We start from the raw sequence: 25418 nt of genomic DNA on the forward strand, positions 1-25418 counted from the left end.
TCCACGGTGTCGTGCGGGACGGGTCGCGACCAGGGAGTATGGCTCTATGAGGGCATAAGCTGTCTTTATGAGCGGTGTGGATCAGCAAGGAGCGGCGGTGGGCGGCGGCCTGGCCCACCGGGTGCCGGATCTCGGGGCGCTGGAGCTGCTGCTGGCCGTGGCGCGGCTCGGGAGCCTCGGCGGGGCGGCGCGGGAGGTCGGCATCACCCAGCCGGCGGCGAGCAGCCGGATCCGCTCGATGGAACGGCAGTTGGGAGTGGCCCTGGTCGACCGCTCGCCCCGCGGCTCCCGGCTCACGGACGCCGGGGCGCTGGTGACGGACTGGGCGCGGCGGATCGTGGCGGCGGCGGAGGCCTTCGACGCGGGGGCGCAGGCGCTGCGGGTCCGGCGCGACTCCCGGCTGCGGGTGGCGGCGAGCATGACGATCGCGGAGTACCTGCTGCCGGGGTGGCTGCTGGCGCTGCGTGCCGGGCGGCCGGACACGGCGGTGTCCCTGCACGCGGGGAACTCGGCGACGGTGGCCGAGCGGTTGCTGTCGGACGAGGCGGACCTGGGCTTCGTGGAGGGGCTGACGATCCCTCCCGGCCTCGACTCGGTGGTGATAGCCCACGACCACCTCATCGTGGTGACCGCCCCGGGACACGCGTGGGCCCGCCGCCGACGTCCTCTGGCCGCCACCGAACTGGCCACGACACCGCTGATCCTCCGCGAGAAGGGCTCGGGCACACGGCAGGTGCTGGACGCGGCCCTGGGCGGCCTGGCCCGCCCGCTGATCGAACTCTCCTCCACCACGGCGGTGAAGGCGGCGGTGGTGAGCGGGGCGGGTCCGGCGGTCCTGAGCGAGCTCGCGGTGGGGGAGGAACTGGCGATGCGCCGCCTGGTGCGGGTGCCGGTGGAGGGAGTGTCCCTGGCACGCGACCTGCGGGCGGTGTGGCCCACGGGCCACCGACCGGTGGGCCCGGCGAGGGACCTGCTGTCGCTGACGCGGGCGTAGGACGGTTCCTCGCGGGGGCGAAAACCCTTGGCGAGCCGGCACAGCGGACCCGCACCATGAACCGCATGACCGCCACCGCCCCGCCCGCAACGGGCGTCCGCACCCCCTGGGAGGACCTCCCCGAGGCCGTACGCGATGCCGTCGCGGACGTGCTCGGCGGACGGGTCACGCATGCCACCACCCAACCCGGCGGATTCTCCCCGGGCGCCGCCACCCGCGTCCGCTCCGCCACCGGCCGCCGGGCCTTCGTCAAGGCCGTCAGCGGCGACACCAACCCCGACAGCCCGGAACTGCACCGCACCGAGGCACGGAACGCCGCCGCGCTGCCCGCCGCGGTCCCGGCGCCCCGTCTGCTCGGCACCTACGACGACGGCACCTGGGTGGCCCTCGTGTACGAGGACGTCCCCGGCCGCCAGCCCCGCATCCCGTGGCAGAACGCCGAGTTGGCACGCGTCCTGGACGCGGTGGCGGAACTGAGCCGCACCCTCACCCCGTCCCCGCTCGACGCGCCGCCCGCCGCCACGGCCCTCGCCCGCACCTTCGGCGGCTGGCAGCGACTCCTGGACGGTGAGCACGAGGACCTCGCGGAACGCCTAGGCCCCTGGACCGCCACCCATCTGCCCCGGCTCGCCGAACTCGCCGCTCCCTGGCCCGAGGCCGTCACCGGCGACACCCTCGCTCACGGGGACCTGCGGGCGGACAACATCCTGCTCACCGACGCCGGCCGTACCGTGTTCGTCGACTGGCCGCACGCCCTGCGTGCCACGGCCTGGTTCGACCTGCTGGTGATGCTGCCGTGCGTCCGCGCCCAGGGCGGCCCGGACCCGGAGGAGCTGTTCACGGCACATCCGCTGGGCGCGGCCGCCGACCCGGACGCCGTCACCACCGCCCTCGCGGCCGTGACCGGCTACTTCCTGTACCACTCCCTGCTGCCCGCGCCGCCCGGCATTCCCACCGTCCGGGCCTTCCAGCGGGCCCAGGGCGACACGGCGCTGGCCTGGCTCCGGCGGCGGCTCACCGGGCGCTAGCGGCCGCCACCAGCCCCCGCATCACCCGCAGGTCCGTGCCCATCTCCGGATGCCACTGCACACCCAGCACCCAGGGCGGGCCGGGGAGTTCGACGGCCTCCACCGTGCCGTCCGGGGCGTGCGCCGACGCCAGGAGGCCTTCCCCGAGGCGGTCCACCGCCTGGTGGTGGTAGGTCGGTACGGAGGTCTCCTCCGGGGCGAGGTCGCCGTACACCGTGCCCGGTACGGGCTTGACCGGGTGGTGGCCGAAGACTCCCGGCACCTCCGCGTGGCCGTCGATGTGCTGGACGAGTGTGCCGCCGAGAGCGACGTTCAGCAGTTGCATGCCGCGGCAGATGCCCAGGAGGGGGACGCCGGCCGCCAGCGCCGCCTGAATCAGGGCCAGCTCCCAGGTGTCCCGGGCGCGAGCGGGCGGGCCCGTGCGGGGGTCCGGGGCGGCGCCGTATCGGACGGGCTCGACGTCCGGGCCGCCCGCGACGACCAGACCGTCGAGGCGGGCCACCGCCGCGGCCGCGTGCTCCGGGGCGTCCGGCGGGAGCATCGCGGCGAGACCACCCGCGTGTTGGACGAGTCGCGGATACCCTGCCGGCAGCAGTGCCGCCTCCAGCTCCCAGACGCCCCAGCGCGCGCCGGCCTCCAGATACGTGCTGACACCGATCAGCGGTCGTACGGTCACACGGCCCTCCCAGGCTTGCAATGGCCCACGCCCATACCTTTGCGCCTGACGGTGTCAAGAATCAAGGTCACGCCAGGAAACCGCGCAGCAGCGCCGCCGTCCCCGCGCAGTGCTCCCGCATCATCTCCCGGGCCCCGTCGGCGTCCCCGTCCAGCACCGCCTCGACCAGCGCCGCGTGCTGCCGCTGGGAGTGCTCCAGGTTGCGGACCAGGAGCGGGATGTAGTCCAGGAGGTCGTTCACCGAGGCCCGCACCGCCGCGTACTGGGCGGTCAGCGTGGGTGAGCCGCACAGCTCCGCCAGCGTGAGGTGCAGCAGCGTGTCCAGACGCCGGTAGTCCGCCAGCGGAGCCTCCTGGGTGGCCGCCAGGGCCTCGCGCAGCCGCTGCGCCTGCTGGTCGGTGAGGCCGTGCGTCGCGCACAGTCCCGCCGCGCCCACCTCCAGGACCTCCCGGAAGCGCAGCACGTCCTCGATGTCCGCCTCGGCGATCCGGCGCCGCAGTTCCTCCTCGCCGACCGCGTCCTGCGCCCGGGGCAGGACGAACGTGCCGCCGTAGCGCCCGCGCCGCGACTCCACCAGCCCCTGGTCCTGGAGCACCTTCAGCACCTCGCGCAGTGTCACCCGGCTGATCCCGAGCCGCTCCGCGAGCTCCCGCTCGGCCGGCAGCCGCCCGCCCCCCGGTACCAGGCCGAGCCGCACGACCTGGAGGATCTGCTCCAGTGCCTCCTCGAAGCCGTTGCCCGCCCTGACCGGCCGCAGCACCGGCGTCAACCGGTCGTCCGGGCCGCCGTCAGCGTCCACCGACATATGGCCGAGCCCCCTTCCCAAGCAATGGTTCAGAGCAATACCTTATGGCTCCCGGCCCGGTCGGAAAAACGCGCAGCAGCCGAAGGAGCTCTCCCGTGGCAGACCGCACACCCCCGCTCGGCGTCGAGGAGCTGCATGCCCTCGTCGCGAGCGGTGAGATCGACACCGTCGTCCTGGCCTTCCCCGACATGCAGGGCCGGCTCCAGGGCAAGCGGTTCGCCGCCCGCTTCTTCCTCGACGAGGTACTCCACCACGGCACCGAGGGCTGCAACTACCTCCTCGCCGTCGACACCGAGATGAACACTGTCGCCGGCTACGCGATGTCGTCCTGGGACCGGGGGTACGGCGACTTCGCCATGCGCCCCGATCTGAGCACCCTGCGCCGGGTGCCGTGGAACGCCGGTACGGCCCTGCTGGTCGCCGATCTCGCCTGGGAGGACGGTTCCCCGGTCGTCGCCGCGCCCCGCCAGATCCTGCGCCGCCAGCTGGAGCGGCTCGCCGAGCTCGGCTACACCGCCCAGGTCGGCACCGAGCTGGAGTTCATCGTCTTCAAGGACACCTACGAGCAGGCCTGGGACGCGAACTACCGGGGGCTGACCCCGGCGAACCAGTACAACATCGACTACTCGGTGCTGGGCACGGGCCGCATCGAGCCCCTGCTCCGCCGTATCCGCAACGAGATGGCGGCCGCCGGGCTCACCGTCGAGTCCGCCAAGGGCGAGTGCAACCCCGGCCAGCACGAGATCGCCTTCCGCTACGACGAGGCCGTGGTCACCTGCGACCAGCACGCGATCTACAAGACCGGTGCCAAGGAGATCGCCGCCCAGGAGGGCGTGTCGCTCACCTTCATGGCCAAGTACAACGAGCGCGAGGGCAACTCCTGCCACATCCACCTCTCGCTCGCCGACGCCGCCGGCAACAACGCGATGGCCGGTCCGGACGGGATGTCGGACGTGATGCGGTACTTCCTCGCGGGGCAGCTGGCGGCCCTCAGGGACTTCTCGCTCCTCTACGCCCCCAACATCAACTCCTACAAGCGGTTCCAGCCGGGCTCCTTCGCCCCCACGGCGGTGGCGTGGGGCCACGACAACCGCACCTGCGCCCTGCGAGTCGTGGGCCACGGCCGGTCCCTGCGCTTCGAGAACCGGCTGCCCGGCGGTGACGTCAACCCGTACCTCGCGGTCGCCGGGCTGGTCGCGGCGGGGCTGTACGGCATCGAGCAGAAGCTGGAGCTGCCCGAGGCCTGTGCCGGCAACGCCTACACCGCCGAGTACGCGCACGTCCCCACCACCCTGCGCGAGGCCGCCGAGCTCTGGGAGAACAGCCCGATCGCCAAGGCCGCCTTCGGCGACGAGGTCGTCGCGCACTACCGCAACATGGCCCGCGTCGAGCTCGAAGCCTTCGACGCGGCGGTCACCGACTGGGAGCTGCGCCGCTCCTTCGAACGTCTGTGAGAGGTACTTCGTTGTCCCCGTCGTCTTTCGAGCATGAGCTGACCGTCCTCAACCCGGCCACCGAGGAGGTCGTCGCCACCGTCCCCGCCGCCACCGCGGCCGACGTGGACGCGGCCGTCACCAGGGCTGCCAAGGCGCAGGCGAAGTGGGCCGCGCTCGCGCCCGCCGACCGGGCCCGGCTGCTGCGCCGGTTCGCCGACGTCGTCGACCAACACGTCGAGGAACTGGCCCGGTTGGAGGTCCGCGAGGCCGGTCACCTCCTCGGCAACGCCCGCTGGGAGGCGGGCAACGTCCGTGATCTGCTGGCCTATGCGGCCGGGGGGGTGGAGCGGCTGAACGGCCGCCAGATCCCGGTCCCCGGCGGACTCGACGTCACGATCCTCGAACCGCTCGGGGTCGTCGGGGTCATCGCGCCCTGGAACTTCCCGATGCCCATCGCGGCCTGGGGTACGGCCCCCGCGCTCGCCGCCGGCAACGCCGTCGTCCTCAAGCCCGCCGAGACGACCCCGCTCACCGCCCTGCGGCTCGCCGAACTCGCCCTGGAGGCGGGGCTCCCGGACGGTCTGTTCCAGGTGCTGCCGGGCCACGGCCCGGTCGCCGGCACCGCCCTCGTCGAGCACCCCGGCGTCGCGAAGATCGTGTTCACCGGCTCCACCGCCACCGGCCGTGCCGTCATGGAGCGCTGCGCCCGCCAGGTCAAGCCGGTCACCCTCGAACTCGGCGGCAAGAGCCCCAACATCGTCTTCGCGGACGCGGACCTGCGCACGGCCGTCGACCCCTTCTCCTTCCTCGACAACTCCGGCCAGGACTGCTGCGCCCGCACCCGGATCCTGGTCCAGGAGTCGGTCTACGACGAGGTCCGCGAACTGCTCGCCGACGCGGTGAACGCCGTGGTCGTGGGCGACCCCGCCGACGAGAAGACCCAGATGGGCCCGCTGATCTCCCGTCAGCAACGCGACCGCGTACGGGCGTTGGTGCCGGAAAGCGCCCCCGGCCTGCGCGGCAGCGCGCCCGACGGGCCAGGCTTCTGGTTCGCGCCGACCGTCCTCACCGGCGAGGCGCCCGACTCCGAGGCCGCCCGCGAGGAGATCTTCGGACCGGTCGCCGTCCTGCTGCCCTTCACCGACGAGGAGGACGCGATCCGGCTCGCCAACGACACCCCGTACGGCCTCTCCGGTTCCCTCTGGACCCGCGACCTGGGCCGCGCCCTGCGCGTCTCCCGGGCGGTCAAGGCGGGCAACCTGTCCGTCAACTCCCACTCCAGCGTCCGCTACTGGACCCCCTTCGGCGGTTACAAGCAGTCCGGACTCGGCCGCGAGCTCGGCCCGGACGCCCTGACCGCCTTCACCGAAACCAAGAACGTCTTCATCAGCACGGAGGGCCCCGCACAGTGACCGATCAGATCGTGTGCCGTCGTCTCGTCGGCCGCACCGCCGTCATCACCGGAGCCGGCAGCGGCATCGGTCTCGCCACCGCCCGCCGGCTCGCCTCCGAGGGCGCCCGCGTCGTCTGCGCCGACGTCGACGAGACCCGCGGCAAGGCCGCCGCCGACGAGGTCGGCGGGCTCTTCGTCAAGGTCGACGTGACCGACCAGGAGCAGGTCGAGGCCCTGTTCAAGACGGCGTACGACACCTACGGAAGCGTCGACATCGCCTTCAACAACGCGGGCATCTCCCCGCCCGACGACGACTCCATCCTGGAGACCGGTCTCGAGGCCTGGAAGCGCGTCCAGGAGGTCAACCTGACCTCCGTCTACCTGTGCTGCAAGGCAGCGATCCCCTACATGCGGCGCCAGGGCAAGGGCTCCATCATCAACACGGCGTCCTTCGTGGCCCGGATGGGCGCGGCCACCTCGCAGATCTCGTACACCGCCTCCAAGGGCGGCGTGCTCGCCATGTCCCGCGAACTGGGCGTGCAGTTCGCGCGGGAGGGCATCCGCGTGAACGCCCTCTGCCCGGGCCCGGTCAACACCCCGCTGCTCCAGGAGCTGTTCGCCAAGGACCCCGAGCGGGCCGCGCGCCGGCTCGTGCACATTCCGGTCGGCCGGTTCGCCGAGGCGGACGAGATCGCCGCCGCCGTCGCCTTCCTGGCCAGCGACGATTCCTCCTTCGTCAACGCCAGCGACTTCCTCGTGGACGGCGGCATCTCGGGGGCGTACGTCACACCGCTGTAGGTCTCGTCCTACAGTGCCCCCATGAGCAGGACGCTCCCGCCCGGCTGGTACCCGGACCCCAACGCTCCGCATCTGGAGCGCTGGTGGGACGGGACGGCCTGGACGGACCACCGGCGCGCCGCGGAGGGCCCCGGCCCGCCACGGCCGGTCGGCGGGGCCTCGGGGCGCGCGAAGGCCGTAGCCCTGACGACCTCGGGAGTCGTCCTCCTCGCCGCGATCGTCAGCGGGGCGTTCGCCCTCGCCCGGGGCGACGGGGACGACGTCGTGGCGGACACGGCACCGACGGTCGCGACGCCCCCGCCCTCCACGGCCCCGTCCCGCCTGGACGACGAACTCGACGGCATCAGCCTGCCGTTGCCCGACGGCTGGGCCCCGGCGAAGTACGTCACCCGCGACAACGTCGTGATGACCACCGACGGCGGCAAGGTCTTCACGCACACCCTGCCCGCCAACCCCGGGGCGTCCCCGGCGTCCCTCGCGAGGAAGGACATACCGCAGGCCGCCCGCAGTTCCTACGCCGGCATCCGCAGCCACCGGGTCGTCGGATCGGAGCGCGTCGCCGTCGCCGGATGCACCGGTTACCTGGTGCGCTGGCGGGTGAAGGCGGCCCAGGGATCCGAGGGTTACGTCCAGTCTCTGGTCTTCGCTCCCGCCCCCGGCGGACCTCAGGACGCCGTCGTCGTCCGCTTCGCCTTCGACGCGGGTCCTGAGGGTCCGCCCCTGGCCGACATGGACCGGATCACCGACGGGATCCGGTCGGTCCGCCGTTGACCTAGAGGAACGTGTGGCCTTCCCCGCGGTACGTCGGGACGGTCGCCGTCACCGCGTCCCCCTCGATCAGGTGCAGCCTCTCGAACCGCTCGCACAGCTCACCGGCCTTGGCGTGCCGGAACCACACCTTGTCGCCGAGCAGCAGATCGTCCGCGGGTGCGCCGAGCAGCGGGGTCTGCACCTCGCCGGGCCCCTCCTGCGGGTCGTACTTCAGCCCCTCCGGCAGATACGGCACCGGCAGCCGGTCGGGTCCGGCCGCGCCGGAGGCCGGGTAGCCACCACCGAGGACGGTCACGACGCCGACCCCCGGCCTGCGCACGACGGGCTGGGCGAAGAGCGCGGCAGGACGTCCGCTGAAGGACGTGTAGTTGTCGAACAGCCTCGGGACGTACAGCCCCGACCCGGCGCCGATCTCCGTGACGGCGTCCTCGGCGGCGGTGTGCTGCACACTGCCCGTGCCGCCGCCGTTGACGAACTCCAGGTCCGGCACGACGGTCCGCACCGCGCGCACGACCGCGGCGCGCCGCTCGGCGAGCTCCCGGCGGGCGGTGGCCTGCATCAGCCGGACGGCCCGGGAACGCAACGGCCGTCCGGCCACCGAGTCCCCGACACCGGCGATGTGCCCCTCGTAGGCCATGATCCCCACGACCTGGAACCCGGGGCGCCGAGCCACCGCGCGTGCCATGTCGGCGACCTGGGCGGGGGAGTGCAGCGGCGAACGCCGGGCACCGACCCGCACCTTGCCGCTCAGCAGCCTCAGCGAGGTGTCCAACTCCAGGCAGACCCGGATGACTTCGGTGCCGCCCGCACGGGCCCCGTCGATGAAGGCGAGCTGCGCCGGATCGTCGACCATCACCGTCACGGCGGCGGCGAGCTTGGGATCGGCGGCGAGTTCGGCGTATCCGGCGCGGTCGGCCGAGGGATAGGCGAGCAGGATGTCGTCGAAGCCGCCCCGGGCCAGCCACAGGGACTCCGCGAGCGTGAAGGACATGATCCCCGCGAATCCGTCCTTCGCCAGGACGCGTTCGAGCAGCGCCCGGCACCGCACGGACTTGCTGGCGACGCGGATGGGTTTCCCCGCCGCCCGGCGGACGAGATCGTCCGCGTTGGCGTCGAAGGCGTCCAGGTCCACGATCGCGAGGGGGGCGTCGAGATGGGCGGTGGCCCGGTCGTAACGGGCCCGGTCGGCGGCGCGCGCAGTCATGAACGAAGACTGCCAGACAGGATTACCGCAGGGTAGGGGGACGTTCCGGGCAGATGCCCCCGGCCTGGTGGACTGGTTCCCGTTCGCCCAGGAACAACCCGTAGAGTGACGCGCACGCACGCAGGGCTGTTCGCCCCCGTCGCCGCCGCGCCGGGATGCCGGCCCTTCCGTGCGGGTATGCGTGCCCGGACGGCTGTCTTTCCTGCCGGCGACTCCGACGAGGGCCCGCGCACGACCGAACGGCCCGGACATGAGGGAAACGGGGGGTGCATGAGCACCGAAGCACGCCGCGCCTCGATTCCTCCACGCCCGACGACCCCGCCGAGACCGGCCCAGCCGCCGGCGGCGGGCGAGGACGGGCCAGGTTCGGAGCCGTCCGAGGAGCCGGGGCGCCGGGAAGCCGTCGAGCCGGGCCGGCGGGAGATCGTCGAGCCGGGCGGGCGAATGAGCGAGGACACCGACTGGCAGGCGTTCGGCGAGCGGAGCCGACGAAGCCCGGGAGCGCAGGGCCGGGCGACCTTCGGCGGGTTCGACTGGCAGGAGTCCGAGGAGAGCGGCGCACGGGTGCCCGCTGGTCCGGACACGTCGGGTCGCCGGACACCCGGTGACGCTGGCCGACAGGACGCCGCCGCCACGTTGCCCCGCGCCTTCGGCGACACGAACAAGCGACGGGAGACCGACGCGCCGGGCGGGGAGCGGTCCCAGGCCACGGGTGCCACCGGTCGGCCGCCGATACGAACGACCGACGACGCGGGCTCCGGCTCCACACCGCCCCACGGTGAGGCATGGTCCGCGTCGGACGGCCGCGGGGCCGAGGGCGCACCACTCCGCACCGGCAACGCACCCGCGAACCCTCCTACGGGCACGGGGCGGCCCCAGGCCCCTTCCGGCACCGGCGCCCGGTCCGGCCCCCGGAACTCGAGCACCCCGTTCCCCGGCAGCACCCCGCCTCCGCCCCCGGCCTCGGCCCGCTTCCCGGACACTCCTCCGGCGCCGGAGGCGAACACCCCCGGGGTTCCGGCGCAGGGTTCGCCGTCGGCGTCCGGTGTCGTGCCGCCCCGGCCCGGCACTCGGCCCTCCGTGCCCCCGCGTCGTGCCGACGCCCCCGCCGAGAGCCCGGCCGAGACGACCTTCCGGATGCGGCCGGTGCCGACGGGGCCGGCCGATGGTGACGGGCGTACCGGCTCGGCGTCCGCGCCCTCCGCGTCGCGGGGGGCTTCCGGCGGCACCGCCATACCGCCCGTGCCCGACGCCCGCCCCGGCTCCGGTCGTCCCGGAGCCGATCCACACCGTCCGGGCGCACCCGCCCGCCCCGGATTCCCGCCGCGTCCCACGCGTGAGGCGCCGGGCGCCGGTGCCCGGCGCACGTCCTCGGCGCCCGCGAGCCCGCCGACCGTGCCGCCGGCGCCCACCAGCCGGCCTTCCACACCTCCAGTACCTCGCGGCCGGCCCTCCACGCCCCCGACCCCCGCGGAATCGTCGGCCACCTCCCTCGCACCCGACCCCGCCCTCTCCTGGAGCGCCCCCATGCCCCCGCATGCCGGAATGCCCGGCAACGGGCGGCCCGTTGTGTCGTTCGGGGAGCCCGAGGTCGGCTACAAGGAGCGGTCCTGGGGGGTGCGGATCCCTCCCCGGATCGCCGCCGTGGCCGCGTGTGCCGTACTGGGCCTCGGGCTCATCGGCGGTGCCGTGACCGGGAGTTGGCTGATCGGGGACTCCAATGACGAAGGCGGCGGCGACCGGTTCGCCCAGGCCGGTGAGCTGTGGCACAGCGTGCCCGTCGACCAGCTGTTCCCGCCGACCGTGGACGGCCAGGGCGCCGGGCCCGGCGGAGCCGACCGCACATGGACGCGGATCGCCGTCGCCCCCGACAGCAACTGCACGAACGCCTTCGACCCCCTGCTGCGCAAGGCCCTCGCCCCCGTCGGCTGCGAACGTCTCCTGCGCGCCACCTACACGGACGCCACCCAGAGCTACGTCACCACCGTCGGCCTCCTCTTCACCGACGCCGACGCCACCGCCATGCGCGACCTCGACACGCGTTTCACCCGCGAGGGACTGGCCGACCGCACCGATCTGATGCCCCTCCCGTACGCCGCGAAGAACACCCTCGCCGCGGACTTCGGCGCGGCGCAGCGGGCCTCCTGGACGATCTCCGTCCTCACCGACGCCCCCGTGGTCGCGTTCGCCGTCTCCGGCTGGGCGGACGGCCGTACGGTCGACACCCCGGAGCCCGCCGAGAAGGCCATGGAGTCCGGCGACACCACCCCCGCCGCCCAGGCCGGTCTCGGCAACGAGGCCCAAGGGCTGGCCGACCGTGTCGAACGCGCCCTGCGCAAGACCGTCACCTCGCCCCCGGAGCAGTCCTCATGAGCGTCACGACCCGCCGGGCAGGTCTCCTGAGCGTCCTCCTCGCCGCCTCCGTCGCCCTCGTCCCGCCCACCGCCGCGCACGCCGACGGTATCCGCGCCAAACAGTGGGCCCTGGAGGCCATGCACACCCAGGAGGCCTGGCAGACCACCAAGGGCGCGGGCGTCACCGTCGCGGTCCTGGACACCGGCGTCGAGAACGACCACCCCGACCTCGTCGGCAACGTCCTCACCGGTAAGGACATGATCGGATTCGGAGCCGTGCGAGGGCAGCGGCCCTGGGCGCGGCACGGCACCGCCATGGCCGGCATCATCGCCGGTCACGGACACGGCGTGGGCAACGGCGACGGTGTCATGGGCATCGCCCCGGAGGCCAGGATCCTCCCCGTCCGTGTGATCCTGGAGGACGGCGACCCGGCCCGCTCCAGGGCCCGCAACACCCGCGGCAACGCCCTGGCCGAGGGCATCCGCTGGGCCGCCGACCACGGCGCCGACGTCATCAACCTCTCCCTCGGCGACGACTCCGCGTCCGCGCACCCCGAGGCCGGCGAGGACGACGCCGTCCAGTACGCGCTCAAGAAGGGCGCCGTCGTCGTCGCCTCGGCGGGCAACGGCGGCGAGAAGGGCGACCACATCTCCTACCCGGCCGCCTACCCGGGCGTCATCGCCGCCACCGCCGTCGACAAGTTCGGCACCCGCGCCTCCTTCTCCACCCGCCGCTGGTACGCCACGGTCGCGGCCCCCGGCGACGACGTCGTCATCGCCGACCCCGACCACAAGTACTACGAGGGCTGGGGAACCAGCGCCGCCTCCGCGTTCGTCTCGGGCGCGGTCGCCCTCGTCAAGGCCGCCCACCCGAGCCTGACGCCCGCACAGATCAAGAAGCTCCTGGAGGACACGGCCCGCAACGCCCCCTCGGGCGGCCGCGACGACTCCCGCGGCTTCGGCTTCGTCGACCCCGCTGCAGCCCTGAAGGCCGCGGCCCGCCTGAAGCCGCAGGGCCTGCAGCCGGCGTCCTACGGCGAGAAGTACTTCGGCTCCGGCCCCGATGCCGCCACGTCGGAGAGCGACACGGCCAGTTGGGCGGCCCCGCTCGCGGGCGGTCTGGGTGTGGCCCTGCTGGTCACCGGAGTGGTCCTGTGGCGCGGCCGCCGGGGCCCCCGCCGGTCCCACGAGGGCTTCTGAGGCGGGGCGAAGCCTCAGCGGGCCGCCGCACTCGTGGCGTTCGCCGACGCGGATGCCGAGACATCCTCTCCCGTGAACACCGACACCGCCGCCTTCGCGGCCGCCTCCACCAGCGAAATCCCCTTCGCCTGTGTGGAGTTCCCCTTCGAGAGCACGGCCACCAGATACGCGTGGCCGTCCACCGTCACCCGCCCGATGCTGTTGACGTCCCACAGCCCGGTCGTGCTGCGCGGCAGCCAGCCGTTCTTCAGCGCCCACCCGGATCCGTCGGCCGCGGCCGACACCCCCCACTGCTGGTCGGCCTCTATCCGGCCCATGAGCCCCTGAAGGTACGACCGCGAGGCCTCGCTCAGCTCCGAGCCGTCCCCGAACACCTGCTGGAGCAGGGTGAGCTGGTCGGCCGCCGTGGTCTGGGTCAGCCCCCACAGCGCCCCGTCGCCGCCCTCCGTGCCGGTCAGCCCGAACTTCTCGTTGGCGGCGTCGAGCCCGGAGGCCCTCCCGATGATGTCCCACAGCGCAGACGCCGAGGTGTTGTCGCTGTTCTCGATCATCATGGTGGCGTACGCCTTCTCCCGCGCGCTGAGCTCTGTGCCCGCCTCCTGGTGCCGGAGCAGCAGCGCCGCCAGGATGTCGACCTTCACGATGCTCGCCGTGTCGAAGGCACCGTCGCCGTACACCGCGCTGTCGCCCGAATCCAGGTCGAGCACGGCCGCCGAGACGTGCTCGTCGCCCGTCACGCTCACCGCCTTCATGGCGTCCGACAGCCGCTCGTCGAGATCCACCACCGGCTCCGCCACAGCCGCCGCCTCCTCAGTCGTGGCCGCCGGGGAGGACGAGAACGACGGCGTCGGCGCCGACGATACGGTGCCGCCCCCGGAGTGCGCCTGCGCCTTCACGTACACGGTGCCCCCGGCCGTGAGGCCGGTGACGGCGACGCAGGCGAGCGCGGTGTACAGCAAAGGCCGCAGGGGGGACCTGCGGACGCGGCGTCTGGCGGCTCTGGAGGACTCCATGCCGCCGATCGTCGGGGCGCCGACTGTGCGGGCCGTTAGACGGACGTTAGAGCTGTGTCAGCGAACTCTGAGAAACCCGTGAAAGCGGTCACGGGCGGGTTTCCGGGCCCGCACAACCGCAGCAGCAAGCCCCCTATAGGGTCGGTGACCGTGGCGAACAAGAACATTCCCGACCCCGGCTTCTCCGACGACGACGGCTCCGCCGATCCCCGGCTGAGCGCGGCGCTCGCGGCCTGGGCCGAGGACCGCGCCGCCGTGGGCCCGGTCCTGGACGCCCTCAAGGGCGCCCGGCTGCTCGTCCCCGTGGTGGCCGTGCTCGGCGAGGTCGAGGAGGACGAGAACGGGCTGCGCCGCGAGAAGAGCAGCGACATGGCCGTCCCCACTCTCAAGGCCGGATCCCGGACCGCCCTGCCGGCCTTCACCTCCACCGCGTCGCTGGCCCGCTGGGACCCCGAGGCCCGCCCCGTCGCCGTACCCTTGCACCAGGCGCTGCAGGCCGCCGCGCACGAGAAGGCCGACACGGTCGTACTGGATCTGGCGGGGCCGGTGCCCTTCGAGCTGACCGGCTCCGCGTTGCTCGCCCTCGCCGAGGGACGGACCACCGCGGACCCGCTCGCCGACCCGGCGGTGGTGGACGCGGTGCGCGCCGTGGTCGCCGACGTGCGCGCGGTGCTGCGTGCCTATCTCGGCCCGGGCGGGGCCGACGGCACCCTCGCCCTGGTCTTCGAGCCGGCCGTGCCGCACGAAGCCGGCGTCCACGCGGTCGCGCGGCGCCTGGCCGCCGACGAGACACTGAGGGCCCGCCTGGTACGCGGCCTCGACCTGGCAGTCCTGCCGGCCGGGGCCACGCCGCCGGGCGAGCCCTTGTACGTACGAGGGTGAACCAGTGCCCCGGCGCTAGCCGTAGACCGGGCCCGTGTACTTCTCGCCCGGGCCCTGACCCGGCTCGTCGGGGACGAGGGACGCCTCGCGGAAGGCCAGCTGGAGGGACTTCAGACCGTCGCGGAGCGGGGCCGCGTGGAAGGAGCTGATCTCGGTCGCGCTCGCGTCCAGGAGGCCGGCCAGGGCCGCCACCAGCTTGCGGGCCTCGTCCAGGTCCTTGTACGTGTCGCCCTCCTCGGTCAGACCGAGCTTCACCGCGGCGGCGCTCATCAGGTTGACGGCGACCGTCACGATCACCTCGACGGCGGGGACCTCGGCGATGTCGCGGGTCATCTCGTCGAAGTCGGGGGAGCCGGGGGAGCCGGCAGACGCGGGAGGGGTGTCACTCATGTCCCCCACGATAGGGCCCGGCGCACGTCGGTTCGCACCACCCCCGGGTTGCTGCTAACCTTGTGTAACGACCGGCTGGACATTCGCGTGTCCGGCCCACAAGTGGAGGCTCCGATCTCCCACCCGGCCATCCCTTGGGACGGCGGGTCACCCCGGTCAGGCGGCCACCATCGTTCCGTACGGACGATGGAGTCGCCCGAAAGTGCGCCCCGCGTCATCGCGGCGGTGCTCCGGCAGTGTTGGAGCCCCGTCTGTGATCCGCCGGGGCATTTTTTGTTCCTCGGTGCGGTTAGGTCTGACGAAAAGACATACGCGGCTGTCCGCCAGACCGCCGTGTGGTGCTAACCGAGGAGGATCCATCAGCGCCGAGCCCCGCATCAACGACCGGATTCGCGTTCCAGAGGTGCGACTTGTCGGTCCCAGTGGCGAGCAGGTGGGCATCGTCCCCCTGGCCAAGGCACTGGAGCTTGCGCAGGAGTACGACCTGGACCTGGTCGAGGTGGCGGCAACCGCCCGTCCGCCTGTGTGCAAGCTCATGGACTACGGGAAGTTCAAGTACGAGTCGGCCATGAAGGCCCGTGAGGCGCGCAAGAACCAGGCGCACACGGTCATCAAGGAGATGAAGCTCCGGCCGAAGATCGACCCGCACGACTATGACACCAAGAAGGGTCACGTCGTCCGGTTCCTCAAGCAGGGCGACAAGGTCAAGATCACGATCATGTTCCGTGGTCGCGAGCAGTCCCGGCCCGAGCTGGGCTACCGACTGCTGCAGCGTCTCGCGGAGGACGTCCAGGACCTCGGCTTCATCGAGTCGAATCCGAAGCAGGACGGCCGAAACATGATCATGGTTCTCGGTCCGCACAAGAAGAAGACCGAGGCGATGGCCGAGGCCCGCCAGGCGCAGGAAGCCCGCAAGGCAGACGCGAAGGCCAACCCCGGCAAGTCGCAGAACGCCGCGGAGGGCGACCACGTCGAGGACGAGGCCGAGGTCGAGGTCGAGGCCCCGGCAGAGGCTTCCGCCGAGGCGTGACCCCGGGGGACGCGAGTCCCCAGGACACCAACCGATACAAGAGCGACGCTCACCGTGCCCGGTTTCAGGACCGGGCACCGGAGCGCCACCGACGAGGAGAGAACGGCGCTATGCCGAAGAACAAGACGCACAGCGGTTCCAGCAAGCGCTTCAAGATCACCGGCTCCGGCAAGGTGCTCCGCGAGCGCGCCGGCAAGCGCCACTACCTCGAGCACAAGACGTCGCGCCTGACGCGTCGCCTCACCGGCAACGCCGAGATGGCCCCGGGCGACGCCAAGAAGATCAAGAAGCTTCTCGGCAAGTGACGTACGCGGCGCCTTCACTGAGCGCCGTACGTCTGGACCGGGACCCCATCGATACCGGGCCGTGTGAGTCCAACCACGGCCCCGCTACAAGGAGTTAACAAGTGGCACGCGTCAAGCGGGCAGTCAACGCCCACAAGAAGCGCCGGGCGATCCTCGAGGCGGCCTCCGGCTACCGCGGTCAGCGTTCGCGCCTGTACCGCAAGGCCAAGGAGCAGGTCACCCACTCGCTGGTCTACAACTACAACGACCGCAAGAAGCGCAAGGGCGACTTCCGTCGGCTGTGGATCCAGCGCATCAACGCCGCTGCCCGCGCCAACGGCATCACGTACAACCGCTTCATCCAGGGTCTGAACGCGGCGAACATCGAGGTCGACCGCAAGATCCTGGCCGAGCTGGCCGTCAACGACGCGACGGCGTTCGCCGCGCTCGTCGAGGTCGCGCAGAAGGCTCTGCCGGCGGACGTGAACGCGCCCAAGGCCGCGTGACGCCGCGCCGGCCCTAGGCCGACGTGACTGGGTGGACCCGCAGGCAGTGATGCCTGCGGGTCCGCTGTTTCCGGAACACATCCGAAGGTGAAGAGCATGCCCCCCGTCACCCCCGAGCTGATCTCCCCCCGTTCCCCCCGGGTCTCCGCCGCGCGGCGGCTCGCCAAGCGGAACTTCCGGGGGAAGGAGCGGCTGTTCCTGGCCGAGGGACCGCAGGCGGTACGGGAGGCCGCCGGGCACGGTCTGGTGGAGCTGTTCGCCACCGTGGAAGCGGCGGAACGGTACGCCGACATCATCGGAGAGGCCCGGGCCGTCGGGGCCCGTGTGCACCTCGCCGCCGAGGACGTCATCGCCGACATCTCGACGACCGTCACCCCGCAGGGGCTCGTCGGGATCTGCCGCTTCCTCGACACCCCCTTCGAGGAGATCCTCGCCGCCCGGCCCCGACTCGTCGCGGTGCTCGCGAACGTGCGGGACCCCGGCAACGCCGGCACCGTGCTGCGGTGCGCCGACGCGGCCGGTGCCGAGGCCGTCGTCCTGACCGACGCGTCCGTCGATCTCTACAACCCCAAGGCCGTACGGGCCTCCGTGGGCTCCCTCTTCCACCTGCCCGTCGCCGTCGGTGTGCCCGTGGAGGAGGCCGTCGAGGGGCTCAGGCGGGCCGGTGTGCGGATCCTCGCCGCCGACGGGGCCGGGACCGACGACCTCGACGCCGAGCTCGACCAGGGCACGATGGGCGGGCCGACCGCGTGGGTGTTCGGCAACGAGGCCTGGGGGCTCCCGGAGGAGACCCGCTCACTCGCGGACGCCGTGGTGCGCGTCCCGATCCACGGGAAGGCCGAGAGTCTGAACCTCGCCACCGCGGCCGCCGTATGTCTCTATGCGTCAGCCCGTGCACAGCGCGCCCCCGGAGGGTGCCGCTCCGTCACCGAGAACCAGTAGGGTGACCAGCTCGGGGGCCCTGCGCCGTCGGAGAGGTGGGGTACGGGGATGAGTGTCGGCACGAGGAGCGCCCAGGACGTGTCCGAAGCCTGTGCCGGTGGTGCCGCCGAACTCGGCATCGATCCCGACCAGCTGCCCGACGGTCTCGTCGTCGCGGACGAGCAGGGCCGCGTGATCTGCTTCAACGCCGCCGCGGCGCGGATCACCGCCCTCCCCGCCGAGGACGCCCTCGGACAGCGGCTGGAGAAGGCCCTTCCGTTAGAGGACCTCGAGGGACGGCGCTGGTGGCAGCTGACCGATCCGTACGGCGGCCTCGCCATCCGCAGGCGGCAGCCCGAACGGAATCTGCTGCTGCCGGGCGGCCGTGAGGTCCTCGTCTCCGCGCAGTACGTGCGCACCCGGCCGACCGGGCCCGTCCACCGTGTCGTCGTCGCCCTGCGGGACACCGAGGCCCGCCGCCGCACCGAGCGCAGCCACGCCGAGCTGATCGCCACCGTGGCCCATGAGCTCAGGTCCCCGCTCACCTCCGTCAAGGGCTTCACCGCGACTCTCCTGGCCAAGTGGGAGAGGTTCACCGACGACCAGAAACGGCTGATGCTGGAGACCGTCGACGCCGACGCCGACCGGGTCACCCGGCTCATCGCCGAGCTCCTCGACATCTCCCGCATCGACTCCGGGCGCCTGGAGGTCAGGCGCCAGCCCGTCGACATCGGCGCCGCCGTCGGGCGCCACATCCAGGCCTACGTCGCCGCGGGCCTGGCCGCCGACCGGTTCCTGCTCCGCCTCGAGCAGCCGCTGCCCGCCCTGTGGGCCGATCCCGACAAGATCGACCAGGTGCTCAGCAACCTGCTGGAAAATGCGGTGCGGCACGGCGAGGGAACCGTCACCATTGACATCACGCCCACGGAGTCACCCCGCGAAGGGGAGGACACCGGCACGTCGGTCACGGTGAGCGACGAGGGTCCCGGCATCCCGGAGGAGTCCATGAACCGCGTCTTCACCCGCTTCTGGCGGGGCAGCAAGCGCGGTGGCACCGGCCTCGGGCTCTACATCGTCAAGGGCATCGTCGAAGCCCACGGCGGCACCATCACGGTCGGCCGCGGCTCCCAGGGCGGCGCCGAGTTCCGATTTACGTTGCCCGTGAGCGCTCCGGCCTATCTCACCTGAGATCCGCCCGAGCCGCCCGCGGGCGCATTCGTATATCTCCACCCCGTTAGACTCGGCCTTTGGCACCTTTGTGTCCCATGGACGGCCCTCCGAGTGCATCGGTGACGGGGACCTTCAGCCAGCCAATCGGAAGCACGGGAAGAGATGTCGGCACCGAACAAGTCGTACGACCCTGTAGAGGTCGAGGCCCTGAAACCGGAAGAGATCGAGCGCATGCGGGACGAGGCGCTCGCCGCCTTCGCCGTCGCGGACTCCCTCGACGCGCTCCAGGAGGCCAAGGTCGCCCACACCGGGGGCACGTCCCCGCTGGCCCTCGCCAACCGCGAGATCGGCGCCCTGCCCCCGCACGCCAAGGCCGCCGCCGGCAAGCTCGTCGGCCAGGCCCGGGGCGCGGTGAACAAGGCCCTCGCCGGCCGTCAGGCCGAGCTGGAGGCCGAGCGCGACCAGCGCGTGCTGGTCGAGGAGGCGGTGGACGTCACGCTGCCGTACGACCGCGTACCGGCCGGCGCCCGCCACCCGCTCACCACGCTCTCGGAGCGCATCGAGGACGTCTTCGTGGCCATGGGCTACGAGGTCGCCGAGGGCCCGCAGGTCGAGGCCGAGTGGTTCAACTTCGACGCGCTCAACATCGGCCCGGACCACCCGGCCCGCGGCGAGCAGGACACCTTCTTCGTCGAGGCTGCACCTAATAGCGGCTCCGCCGCGGGCTCAGGCGGCACCGAGTCCGGTGTCGTGCTGCGCACCCACACCTCGCCCGTGCAGATCCGCTCGCTGCTGAGCCGTGAGCTGCCGGTGTACGTGATCTGCCCCGGTGTCGTCTACCGCACCGACGAGCTGGACGCCACGCACACCCCGGTCTTCCGCCAGGTAGAGCTGCTGGCCGTCGACGAGGGCCTGACCATGGCCGACCTCAAGGGCACCATGGACCACATGGTCCAGGCCCTGTTCGGCGAGGGCATGAAGACCCGGCTGCGCCCGAACTTCTTCCCCTTCACCGAGCCGTCCGCCGAGATGGACATGGTGTGCTACGTCTGCCGCGGCGAGTCCGTCGGCAACCCCGACCGCCCCTGCCGTACCTGCTCCTCGGAGGGCTGGATCGAGCTGGGCGGCTGCGGAATGGTCAACCCCAAGGTGCTGACCGCCTGTGGCGTCGACCCGCGGAAGTACAGCGGCTTCGCCTTCGGATTCGGCATCGAGCGGATGCTGATGTTCCGCCACAACGTCGAGGACATGCGAGACATGGTCGAGGGTGACGTCCGGTTCACCCGGCCGTTCGGGATGGAGATCTGATGCGGGTCCCGCTTTCTTGGCTGCGGGAGTACGTCGACCTGCCGGCGACCGAAACCGGCCGTGACGTCCAGGCCAAGCTCGTTTCCGCAGGGCTCGAGGTCGAGACCGTCGAGCACCTCGGCGCCGACCTCAAGGGCCCCCTGGTCGTCGGCCAGGTGCTGACCATCGAGGAGCTGGAGGGCTTCAAGAAGCCGATCCGCTTCTGCACGGTCGACGTCGGCCGGGCCAACGGCACCGGCGAGCCGCAGGAGATCGTCTGCGGTGCGCGGAACTTCCAGGTCGGTGACAAGGTCGTCGTCGTGCTGCCCGGCGCGACGCTGCCCGGCGGTTTCTCGATCGCCGCCCGCAAGACCTACGGCAAGACCTCCCACGGCATGATCTGCTCCGGCGACGAGCTGGGCATGGGCGACGACGGCAGCCACGGCATCATCGTGCTGCCGCCGGAGACCGAGGTCGGCAAGGACGCCATCGAGCTCCTGGAGCTGGTCGACGAGGTCCTGGACATCGCCGTCACCGCCAACCGCGGCGACTGCCTGTCCATCCGGGGCGTGGCCCGCGAGGCCGCGATCGCCTACGGCCTGCCGCTGCGCGACCCGGCCCTGCTCGACGTCCCGGGTCCGAACGCCTTCGGCTACCCGGTGCAGGTCTCCGACCCGCTCGGCTGCGACCGCTTCACGGCCCGTACGGTGACCGGCCTCAGCCCCGAGGCCCGCTCCCCGCTCTGGCTCCAGCGCCGGCTCCAGAAGGTCGGCATGCGCCCGATCTCGCTCGCCGTCGACGTCACCAACTACGTGATGATGGAGCTCGGCCAGCCGCTGCACGCCTACGACCGTTCGCTGGTCCAGGGCACCATCGGCGTGCGCCGGGCCGCGGAGGGCGAGCAGATCGTCACCCTCGACGGCGTCGAGCGGAAACTGCACGCCGAGGACCTCGTCATCACGGACGAGCGTGGCCCGATCGGCCTCGCCGGCGTGATGGGCGGCGCCAACACCGAGATCGCCGACCACGCGGAGACCGAAGGCACGACCGACGTCGTCATCGAGGCCGCCCACTTCGACGCGGTCTCCATCGCGCGTACGGCCCGTCGCCACAAGCTGTCCTCCGAGGCGTCCCGGCGCTTCGAGCGCGGTGTCGACCCGCAGGCCGCCGCCGCTGCCGCGCAGCGCACGGTCGACCTGCTGGTGCTGCTCGCGGGCGGCACCGCCGAGGCCGGTGTCACCGAGGTCGTCGCCCCGTCGGCCCCGCACACCATCAGCGTCCCGGCGGACCACCCGGACAAGGTCGCGGGTGTCTCCTACGGCCGCGAGACCGTCGTACGCCGTCTCCAGGAGGTCGGCTGCGACGTGTACGGGCAGGACGAGCTGATCGTCACCGTGCCGTCCTGGCGTCCTGACCTCCAGGAGATCAACGACCTGGCCGAAGAGGTCATCCGGCTGGAGGGCTACGAGAACCTGCCCTCCACGCTGCCCAGGCCGCCGGCCGGCCGCGGCCTGACCCACCGCCAGCGGCTGCACCGCAGGGCCGGGCGGGCGCTCGCCGGTGCCGGGTATGTCGAGGCGCCGAACTACCCCTTCGTCGCCGAGCAGGTCTTCGACCAGCTGGGCCTGGAGGCCGACGACCCGGCTCGCCGTGTCGTCCGGCTGACCAACCCGCTGAACGACGAGGAGCCCGCGCTGCGTACGTCGCTGCTGCCGGGGCTGCTCGGTGCCCTGCGGCGCAACGACGGGCGGGGTTCGCACGATCTGGCGCTGTTCGAGACCGGGTTGGTCTTCCTGCCGCGCTCGGAGCAGCGGGTCGCCGCGGTGCTGCCGGTGGACCGGCGTCCCACGGACGCGGAGATCGCCGAACTGGACGCCGCACTGCCGGAACAGCCGCGGCACGTGGCCGTGGTGCTCGCCGGTGCGCGGGAGCAGGCCGGCTGGTGGGGCAAGGGCCGTCCGGCCGACTGGGCCGACGCGGTCGAGGCCGGGCGCCTGGTCGCGCGTGAGGCCGGCGCCGAGCTGGTCGTGCGGGGCGGTCAGTACGGGCCGTGGCACCCGGGACGCTGTGCCGAGTTCGTGGTCGTCGTGGACGGCGCCGAGACGGTCGTCGGTCACGCCGGTGAGCTTCATCCGCGGGTGGTGAAGGCGTTCGGGCTGCCGGCGCGCACCTCCGCGATGGAGCTGGACCTGGATGTCCTCGAGGCGGTCGGCGACGACACCCCGCAGGCGCCGGCCATCTCCACGTTCCCGGTGGCCACGCAGGATGTCGCCCTGGTCGTCGACAAGTTCGTGCCGCACGCCGACGTCGAGACCGCGCTGCGTGAGGGCGCGGGTGAACTCCTCGAGGGGATCCGGCTGTTCGACGTGTACGAGAACGAGGAGCAGCTGGGGGACGGCAAGAAGTCGCTGGCCTACGCGCTGCGTTTCCGTGCGGGGGACCGGACCCTGACCGTGGACGAGGCTTCCGCGGCCCGGGACGCGGCGGTCGCCCTCGCCGGGGAGCGTACGGGGGCTGTGCTCCGAGGCTGAGTGTGCGGAGCGTGCGGCCACCTCACTCGATAGGGTGAGTTCCCCCGGCGATCTGGCCCTTTTGGCCCATGTGGTCGACAGAATCGGACCGGCCTTTCGAGGTCGGTCCGATTGCGTGTGCAGGGCCTAGTTGGGGGGCCATCGGCATGATGTGCTTGAGGGCTGCGGTGCCTCGTGTCGTCGGGCGTGCCGCTCGCCTCGCGGTCCGCAGAGGCCACCGGACGTCGCGCCGTGCGCTGACGCTCGGGCTGCCCACGGTGTGGGGCGCCGCCGCGATCACGTACAAACTGACCTGCCCGCTCGCACAGCAGAACGGCCTGGGCGCGCGAGTCGCCGGCAGCGCCGTGTTCTTCGCGGTGGGCACCGGGCTGATCGTCCATGTCCGGCGGACCCTGCTGCGTGAGCTCAGACAAGCCCGCCAGGTCGCGGGCGCCGCCCAGAGCGCGCTGCTGCGCCCGTTGCCGCCGCGCATCGACGGGCTCACCGTGGCCGCGGCCCAGCTGTCCGCCGACCGGGGCGCCACCATCGGCGGCGACCTGTACGAGGCCGTCGCCACGGAACACGGTGTACGGGTCGTCATGGGCGACGTCCGCGGCCACGGCCTCACCGCCATCGGTACGGCCGCCGCGGTCCTCGGCAGCTTCCGCGAGGCTGTCCACGACGAGCCCGAACTCGCCGGGGTGCTGCGCAGACTGGACCGTGCGCTCGCCCGGCACCTGAGGGAGCGCGCCGAACATGACGGTACGGTCGCCGAGGAGTTCGTCACGGTGCTGCTGCTGGAGATCGGCAGGGACGGTGGGCTCCACGCCCTCAACTGCGGCCACCTGTGGCCGTACCTGTTGAGTGGCCCCGGGGTCGAGCCTCTGTCGTGCGCGGATCCGTTGCCGCCCCTCGGCCCGTTTCGGCTGCCGTGGGACCTTCAGCCCCTGGAGTGCGGCCATCTGCTACCGGGCGAGACCCTGGTCCTGCACACGGACGGTGCAGAGGACGCGAGGGACGCTCATGGCCGGTTCTTTTCGCTGCCGGAAGTACTTCGTGAGGCTGCGCGGGGCGCTCCCGACGTCGTACTCGGTGCTGTATTCTCCGCTCTCCTGAACCACACGGGTGGCACCCCGACGGACGACGTCGCCCTCCTGGTGCTGAGAAACGAACGGCACCACTCAGCTGCCTCGGGAACTGCGCGACCAGCCACGACGCACCTCTGAAGCCCACGGCCGGGCCACCGCACTGTACGAGGGGGAGCCGGCGGCCCGGCCGGCCTCTTGCGAGGTATTTCAGTCAACCGGGCGGAAACTCTCCGCGACAGTGCGCACACCCTGCGGATTCGAGCACTCCGTTCACACCCCGTGTGAAGACGAACCCACTAATCTGTCGGCACCGAGCCACCCGGGGGGCATATATGCAGCCCAACACTCTGCTCGACGCGATCCTCGACGAAGCCGGGATCTCGCACGCCGGGCTTGCCGCACATGTGAACCAGGCCGGGAGGGCACGCGGTCTCGCGCTCAGGTACGAACACACCGCCGTGGCACGGTGGTTGAAGGGCCAGCGCCCGCGCGGTCAGGTGCCCGACCTGATCTGCGAGGTGCTCGCGGGCCGGCTCCAACGTCCCGTCACCCTCGACGACATCGGCCTCGGCGTGCCCGGCGAACCCTCCGCCCCGCACGGTACCTCGCTGTCCGGTTTCGTCGAACGGGCCACCGCTCTGTGGCGCTCCGACGAACAGCAGCGTCCGCACATCCTGGGCGCCCCCGCGGTCACCGGCACCCCCGCCGTCATGCCCGTGTGGGAGTGGGAGAACCCGCCGGAGGACGTCGACGTCTCCCGAGGCGGCCGGCACCGGGTCACCCACTCCGACATCGCGATGCTCCGCGCGGCCCGCACCCACTACGAGCAGATGTACCGCAAGGCCGGCGGCATAGCGACCCGCACCCGGATCGTCGGCTTCCTCAACGCCGAGGCCGCCCCGCTGCTGCGCGGCAGCTACACCGACGAGACGGGCCGCCAACTGCACCGCGCCACCGGCGGGTTGGTCGCCGTCGCCGGAATCTGCGCCTACGACTCCGACGCCCACGGCCTCGCCCAGCGCTACTTCCACCAGGCCCTCAGGCTCGCCAAGGCCAGCGGCGACCGCGGACTCGGCGCGTATGTCATCGCGCTGCTGGTCAACCAGGCCCTGTTCATGCGGGAGTACCGCCAGGCCGTCGCCTTCGCGGAGGCCGCGCTGCGGGCCGCAGGCAAGCACATCACCCCGGCGCTCGCCTGCGACCTCTACGCGATGCAGGCCAAGGCGTACGCCCACCTCGGTGACGGTACGACCGCGCTGTCCTGCATCCGGCGGGCCGAGCAGGCCGCCGAACGCATCCGGCGGGGGTACGAGCCCGATGAGACCGGCTATGTCCAGCCCGGCCTCGTCAACGTCCAGGTGGCGGAGGCGCTCCTCAGCCTCGGCGAACTCGCGGCGGCCGCCGCGCACGCCGCGGCCGCCGTCGACAACCCGGCCCACGACCGCGGGCGGGTGCACCGCCTCGCCATGCTCAGCACGATCGAACTGCGTCAGGGCAACGCCGACAAGGCGGTGGCCACCGCCGTGCAGATGGCGGAACAGGCCCGGGGAATGGAGTCCCAGCGCCTGCGCGACAGACTCAGAGCGGTCCGCGAACACCTGGTCCGCAGCGGCTGCGCGGGCACCGCCGAGGCAGCCGAACTGATCGACGGCGCACTGCGCGTACCGCTGTAGGAGGG

Annotated in this window: 22 protein-coding genes and 1 pseudogene; 18 read left to right on the forward strand and 5 right to left on the reverse strand. The window is 72.3% G+C overall.

Annotated elements, in window-relative coordinates; genetic code table 11:
• Positions 1-67 precede the first annotated feature (67 nt).
• On the forward strand, positions 68-994 hold the full coding sequence (locus tag OG841_RS37420; RefSeq protein WP_371568711.1) for a LysR family transcriptional regulator: 927 nt from the start codon (positions 68-70) through the stop codon (positions 992-994).
• A gap of 65 nt (positions 995-1059) precedes the next feature.
• Complete coding sequence (locus OG841_RS37425) at positions 1060-2022, forward strand: aminoglycoside phosphotransferase family protein (RefSeq protein WP_328637325.1); 963 nt, start codon at positions 1060-1062, stop codon at positions 2020-2022.
• Here the strand turns inward: OG841_RS37425 and OG841_RS37430 are convergent.
• Positions 2009-2698, reverse strand: a complete 690-nt coding sequence (locus OG841_RS37430; RefSeq protein WP_328637324.1) for a gamma-glutamyl-gamma-aminobutyrate hydrolase family protein — start codon at positions 2696-2698, stop codon at positions 2009-2011. The two genes, OG841_RS37425 and OG841_RS37430, sit on opposite strands and share 14 nt — an antisense overlap.
• A 67-nt stretch (positions 2699-2765) precedes the next feature.
• On the reverse strand, positions 2766-3503 hold the full coding sequence (locus tag OG841_RS37435; RefSeq protein ID WP_371568716.1) for a FadR/GntR family transcriptional regulator: 738 nt from the start codon (positions 3501-3503) through the stop codon (positions 2766-2768).
• Between the two features lie 95 nt (positions 3504-3598).
• Here OG841_RS37435 and OG841_RS37440 point away from each other — a divergent pair, with 95 nt between their 5' ends.
• The 4 genes from OG841_RS37440 to OG841_RS37455 are packed head-to-tail and all read left to right on the forward strand — an operon-like array spanning position 3599 to position 7901.
• Positions 3599-4957: a glutamine synthetase family protein gene (locus OG841_RS37440; RefSeq protein ID WP_328637323.1), complete on the forward strand. Its 1359-nt coding sequence runs from the start codon at positions 3599-3601 to the stop codon at positions 4955-4957.
• A gap of 11 nt (positions 4958-4968) precedes the next feature.
• Entirely contained in the window at positions 4969-6351 is a 1383-nt protein-coding gene (locus tag OG841_RS37445) for an aldehyde dehydrogenase family protein (RefSeq protein WP_328637322.1), read from the forward strand.
• Positions 6348-7130 (forward strand): 3-oxoacyl-ACP reductase, encoded by a 783-nt coding sequence (locus OG841_RS37450; protein ID WP_371568720.1) that lies wholly within the window; start codon positions 6348-6350, stop codon positions 7128-7130. The genes OG841_RS37445 and OG841_RS37450 overlap by 4 nt, the downstream gene beginning before the upstream one ends.
• 21 nt (positions 7131-7151) lie before the next feature.
• Positions 7152-7901 (forward strand): DUF2510 domain-containing protein, encoded by a 750-nt coding sequence (locus OG841_RS37455; protein WP_328637320.1) that lies wholly within the window; start codon positions 7152-7154, stop codon positions 7899-7901.
• A 1-nt stretch (position 7902) separates the two neighbouring features.
• On the opposite strand, the gene OG841_RS37460 is transcribed toward OG841_RS37455, so the two are convergent.
• Positions 7903-9105: an amino acid deaminase/aldolase gene (locus OG841_RS37460; RefSeq protein ID WP_365120739.1), complete on the reverse strand. Its 1203-nt coding sequence runs from the start codon at positions 9103-9105 to the stop codon at positions 7903-7905.
• Positions 9106-9375: 270 nt separating this feature from the next.
• On the opposite strand from OG841_RS37460, the gene OG841_RS37465 reads away from it, so the two are divergent.
• Together OG841_RS37465 and mycP are read left to right on the forward strand one after the other, a co-directional pair.
• On the forward strand, positions 9376-11478 hold the full coding sequence (locus OG841_RS37465; protein WP_371568722.1) for a hypothetical protein: 2103 nt from the start codon (positions 9376-9378) through the stop codon (positions 11476-11478).
• Positions 11475-12659: a type VII secretion-associated serine protease mycosin gene (mycP, locus tag OG841_RS37470; protein WP_365120741.1), complete on the forward strand. Its 1185-nt coding sequence runs from the start codon at positions 11475-11477 to the stop codon at positions 12657-12659. The genes OG841_RS37465 and mycP overlap by 4 nt, the downstream gene beginning before the upstream one ends.
• Positions 12660-12673: 14 nt before the next feature.
• Here the strand turns inward: mycP and OG841_RS37475 are convergent, their stop codons facing one another.
• Entirely contained in the window at positions 12674-13672 is a 999-nt protein-coding gene (locus OG841_RS37475; RefSeq protein WP_328637316.1) for a serine hydrolase, read from the reverse strand.
• Between the two features lie 150 nt (positions 13673-13822).
• On the opposite strand from OG841_RS37475, the gene OG841_RS37480 reads away from it, so the two are divergent.
• The gene (locus OG841_RS37480) at positions 13823-14554 is read left to right on the forward strand and encodes an SseB family protein (protein ID WP_328637315.1); all 732 of its coding nucleotides are present in this window, start codon (positions 13823-13825) and stop codon (positions 14552-14554) included.
• Positions 14555-14569: 15 nt separating this feature from the next.
• On the opposite strand, the gene OG841_RS37485 is transcribed toward OG841_RS37480, so the two are convergent.
• On the reverse strand, positions 14570-14944 hold the full coding sequence (locus OG841_RS37485; protein WP_328637314.1) for a DUF1844 domain-containing protein: 375 nt from the start codon (positions 14942-14944) through the stop codon (positions 14570-14572).
• A gap of 333 nt (positions 14945-15277) precedes the next feature.
• Here OG841_RS37485 and infC point away from each other — a divergent pair.
• The 9 genes and pseudogenes from infC (at position 15278) to OG841_RS37530 (ending at position 25413) form a co-directional block, all read left to right on the forward strand.
• Positions 15278-15974, forward strand: a pseudogene (infC, locus tag OG841_RS37490) (translation initiation factor IF-3).
• 110 nt (positions 15975-16084) lie between these two features.
• The gene (rpmI, locus tag OG841_RS37495; protein ID WP_057614273.1) at positions 16085-16279 is read left to right on the forward strand and encodes a 50S ribosomal protein L35; all 195 of its coding nucleotides are present in this window, start codon (positions 16085-16087) and stop codon (positions 16277-16279) included.
• Between the two features lie 101 nt (positions 16280-16380).
• Positions 16381-16764, forward strand: a complete 384-nt coding sequence (rplT, locus tag OG841_RS37500) for a 50S ribosomal protein L20 (protein ID WP_020132316.1) — start codon at positions 16381-16383, stop codon at positions 16762-16764.
• 96 nt (positions 16765-16860) lie between these two features.
• Complete coding sequence (locus OG841_RS37505) at positions 16861-17706, forward strand: TrmH family RNA methyltransferase (protein ID WP_371568729.1); 846 nt, start codon at positions 16861-16863, stop codon at positions 17704-17706.
• A gap of 48 nt (positions 17707-17754) precedes the next feature.
• Positions 17755-18873: a sensor histidine kinase gene (locus tag OG841_RS37510; protein WP_328637312.1), complete on the forward strand. Its 1119-nt coding sequence runs from the start codon at positions 17755-17757 to the stop codon at positions 18871-18873.
• 144 nt (positions 18874-19017) lie between these two features.
• Entirely contained in the window at positions 19018-20163 is a 1146-nt protein-coding gene (gene pheS, locus OG841_RS37515; protein ID WP_371568733.1) for a phenylalanine--tRNA ligase subunit alpha, read from the forward strand.
• Complete coding sequence (pheT, locus tag OG841_RS37520; protein ID WP_328637310.1) at positions 20163-22673, forward strand: phenylalanine--tRNA ligase subunit beta; 2511 nt, start codon at positions 20163-20165, stop codon at positions 22671-22673. The genes pheS and pheT overlap by 1 nt, the downstream gene beginning before the upstream one ends.
• A gap of 146 nt (positions 22674-22819) precedes the next feature.
• The gene (locus tag OG841_RS37525) at positions 22820-23878 is read left to right on the forward strand and encodes a PP2C family protein-serine/threonine phosphatase (protein WP_371568736.1); all 1059 of its coding nucleotides are present in this window, start codon (positions 22820-22822) and stop codon (positions 23876-23878) included.
• Positions 23879-24072: 194 nt separating this feature from the next.
• Complete coding sequence (locus OG841_RS37530; protein ID WP_306984057.1) at positions 24073-25413, forward strand: transcriptional regulator; 1341 nt, start codon at positions 24073-24075, stop codon at positions 25411-25413.
• Positions 25414-25418: the final 5 nt, after the last annotated feature.

Source organism: Streptomyces canus, assembly GCF_041435015.1.
Lineage (GTDB): Bacteria > Actinomycetota > Actinomycetes > Streptomycetales > Streptomycetaceae > Streptomyces > Streptomyces canus_G.

Excerpts from the sequence above, each read along its gene's own strand:
- OG841_RS37420 (WP_371568711.1), top strand. The coding sequence starts at position 68 with ATGAGCGGTGTGGATCAGCAAGGAGCGGCGGTGGGCGGCGGCCTGGCC.
- OG841_RS37425 (WP_328637325.1), top strand. The coding sequence starts at position 1,060 with ATGACCGCCACCGCCCCGCCCGCAACGGGCGTCCGCACCCCCTGGGAG.
- OG841_RS37435 (WP_371568716.1), bottom strand. The coding sequence starts at position 3,503 with ATGTCGGTGGACGCTGACGGCGGCCCGGACGACCGGTTGACGCCGGTG.
- OG841_RS37455 (WP_328637320.1), top strand. The coding sequence starts at position 7,152 with ATGAGCAGGACGCTCCCGCCCGGCTGGTACCCGGACCCCAACGCTCCG.
- OG841_RS37460 (WP_365120739.1), bottom strand. The coding sequence starts at position 9,105 with ATGACTGCGCGCGCCGCCGACCGGGCCCGTTACGACCGGGCCACCGCC.
- OG841_RS37465 (WP_371568722.1), top strand. The coding sequence starts at position 9,376 with ATGAGCACCGAAGCACGCCGCGCCTCGATTCCTCCACGCCCGACGACC.
- mycP (WP_365120741.1), top strand. The coding sequence starts at position 11,475 with ATGAGCGTCACGACCCGCCGGGCAGGTCTCCTGAGCGTCCTCCTCGCC.
- OG841_RS37475 (WP_328637316.1), bottom strand. The coding sequence starts at position 13,672 with ATGGAGTCCTCCAGAGCCGCCAGACGCCGCGTCCGCAGGTCCCCCCTG.
- OG841_RS37485 (WP_328637314.1), bottom strand. The coding sequence starts at position 14,944 with ATGAGTGACACCCCTCCCGCGTCTGCCGGCTCCCCCGGCTCCCCCGAC.
- rpmI (WP_057614273.1), top strand. The coding sequence starts at position 16,085 with ATGCCGAAGAACAAGACGCACAGCGGTTCCAGCAAGCGCTTCAAGATC.
- OG841_RS37505 (WP_371568729.1), top strand. The coding sequence starts at position 16,861 with ATGCCCCCCGTCACCCCCGAGCTGATCTCCCCCCGTTCCCCCCGGGTC.
- OG841_RS37510 (WP_328637312.1), top strand. The coding sequence starts at position 17,755 with ATGAGTGTCGGCACGAGGAGCGCCCAGGACGTGTCCGAAGCCTGTGCC.
- pheS (WP_371568733.1), top strand. The coding sequence starts at position 19,018 with ATGTCGGCACCGAACAAGTCGTACGACCCTGTAGAGGTCGAGGCCCTG.
- pheT (WP_328637310.1), top strand. The coding sequence starts at position 20,163 with ATGCGGGTCCCGCTTTCTTGGCTGCGGGAGTACGTCGACCTGCCGGCG.
- OG841_RS37525 (WP_371568736.1), top strand. The coding sequence starts at position 22,820 with ATGATGTGCTTGAGGGCTGCGGTGCCTCGTGTCGTCGGGCGTGCCGCT.
- OG841_RS37530 (WP_306984057.1), top strand. The coding sequence starts at position 24,073 with ATGCAGCCCAACACTCTGCTCGACGCGATCCTCGACGAAGCCGGGATC.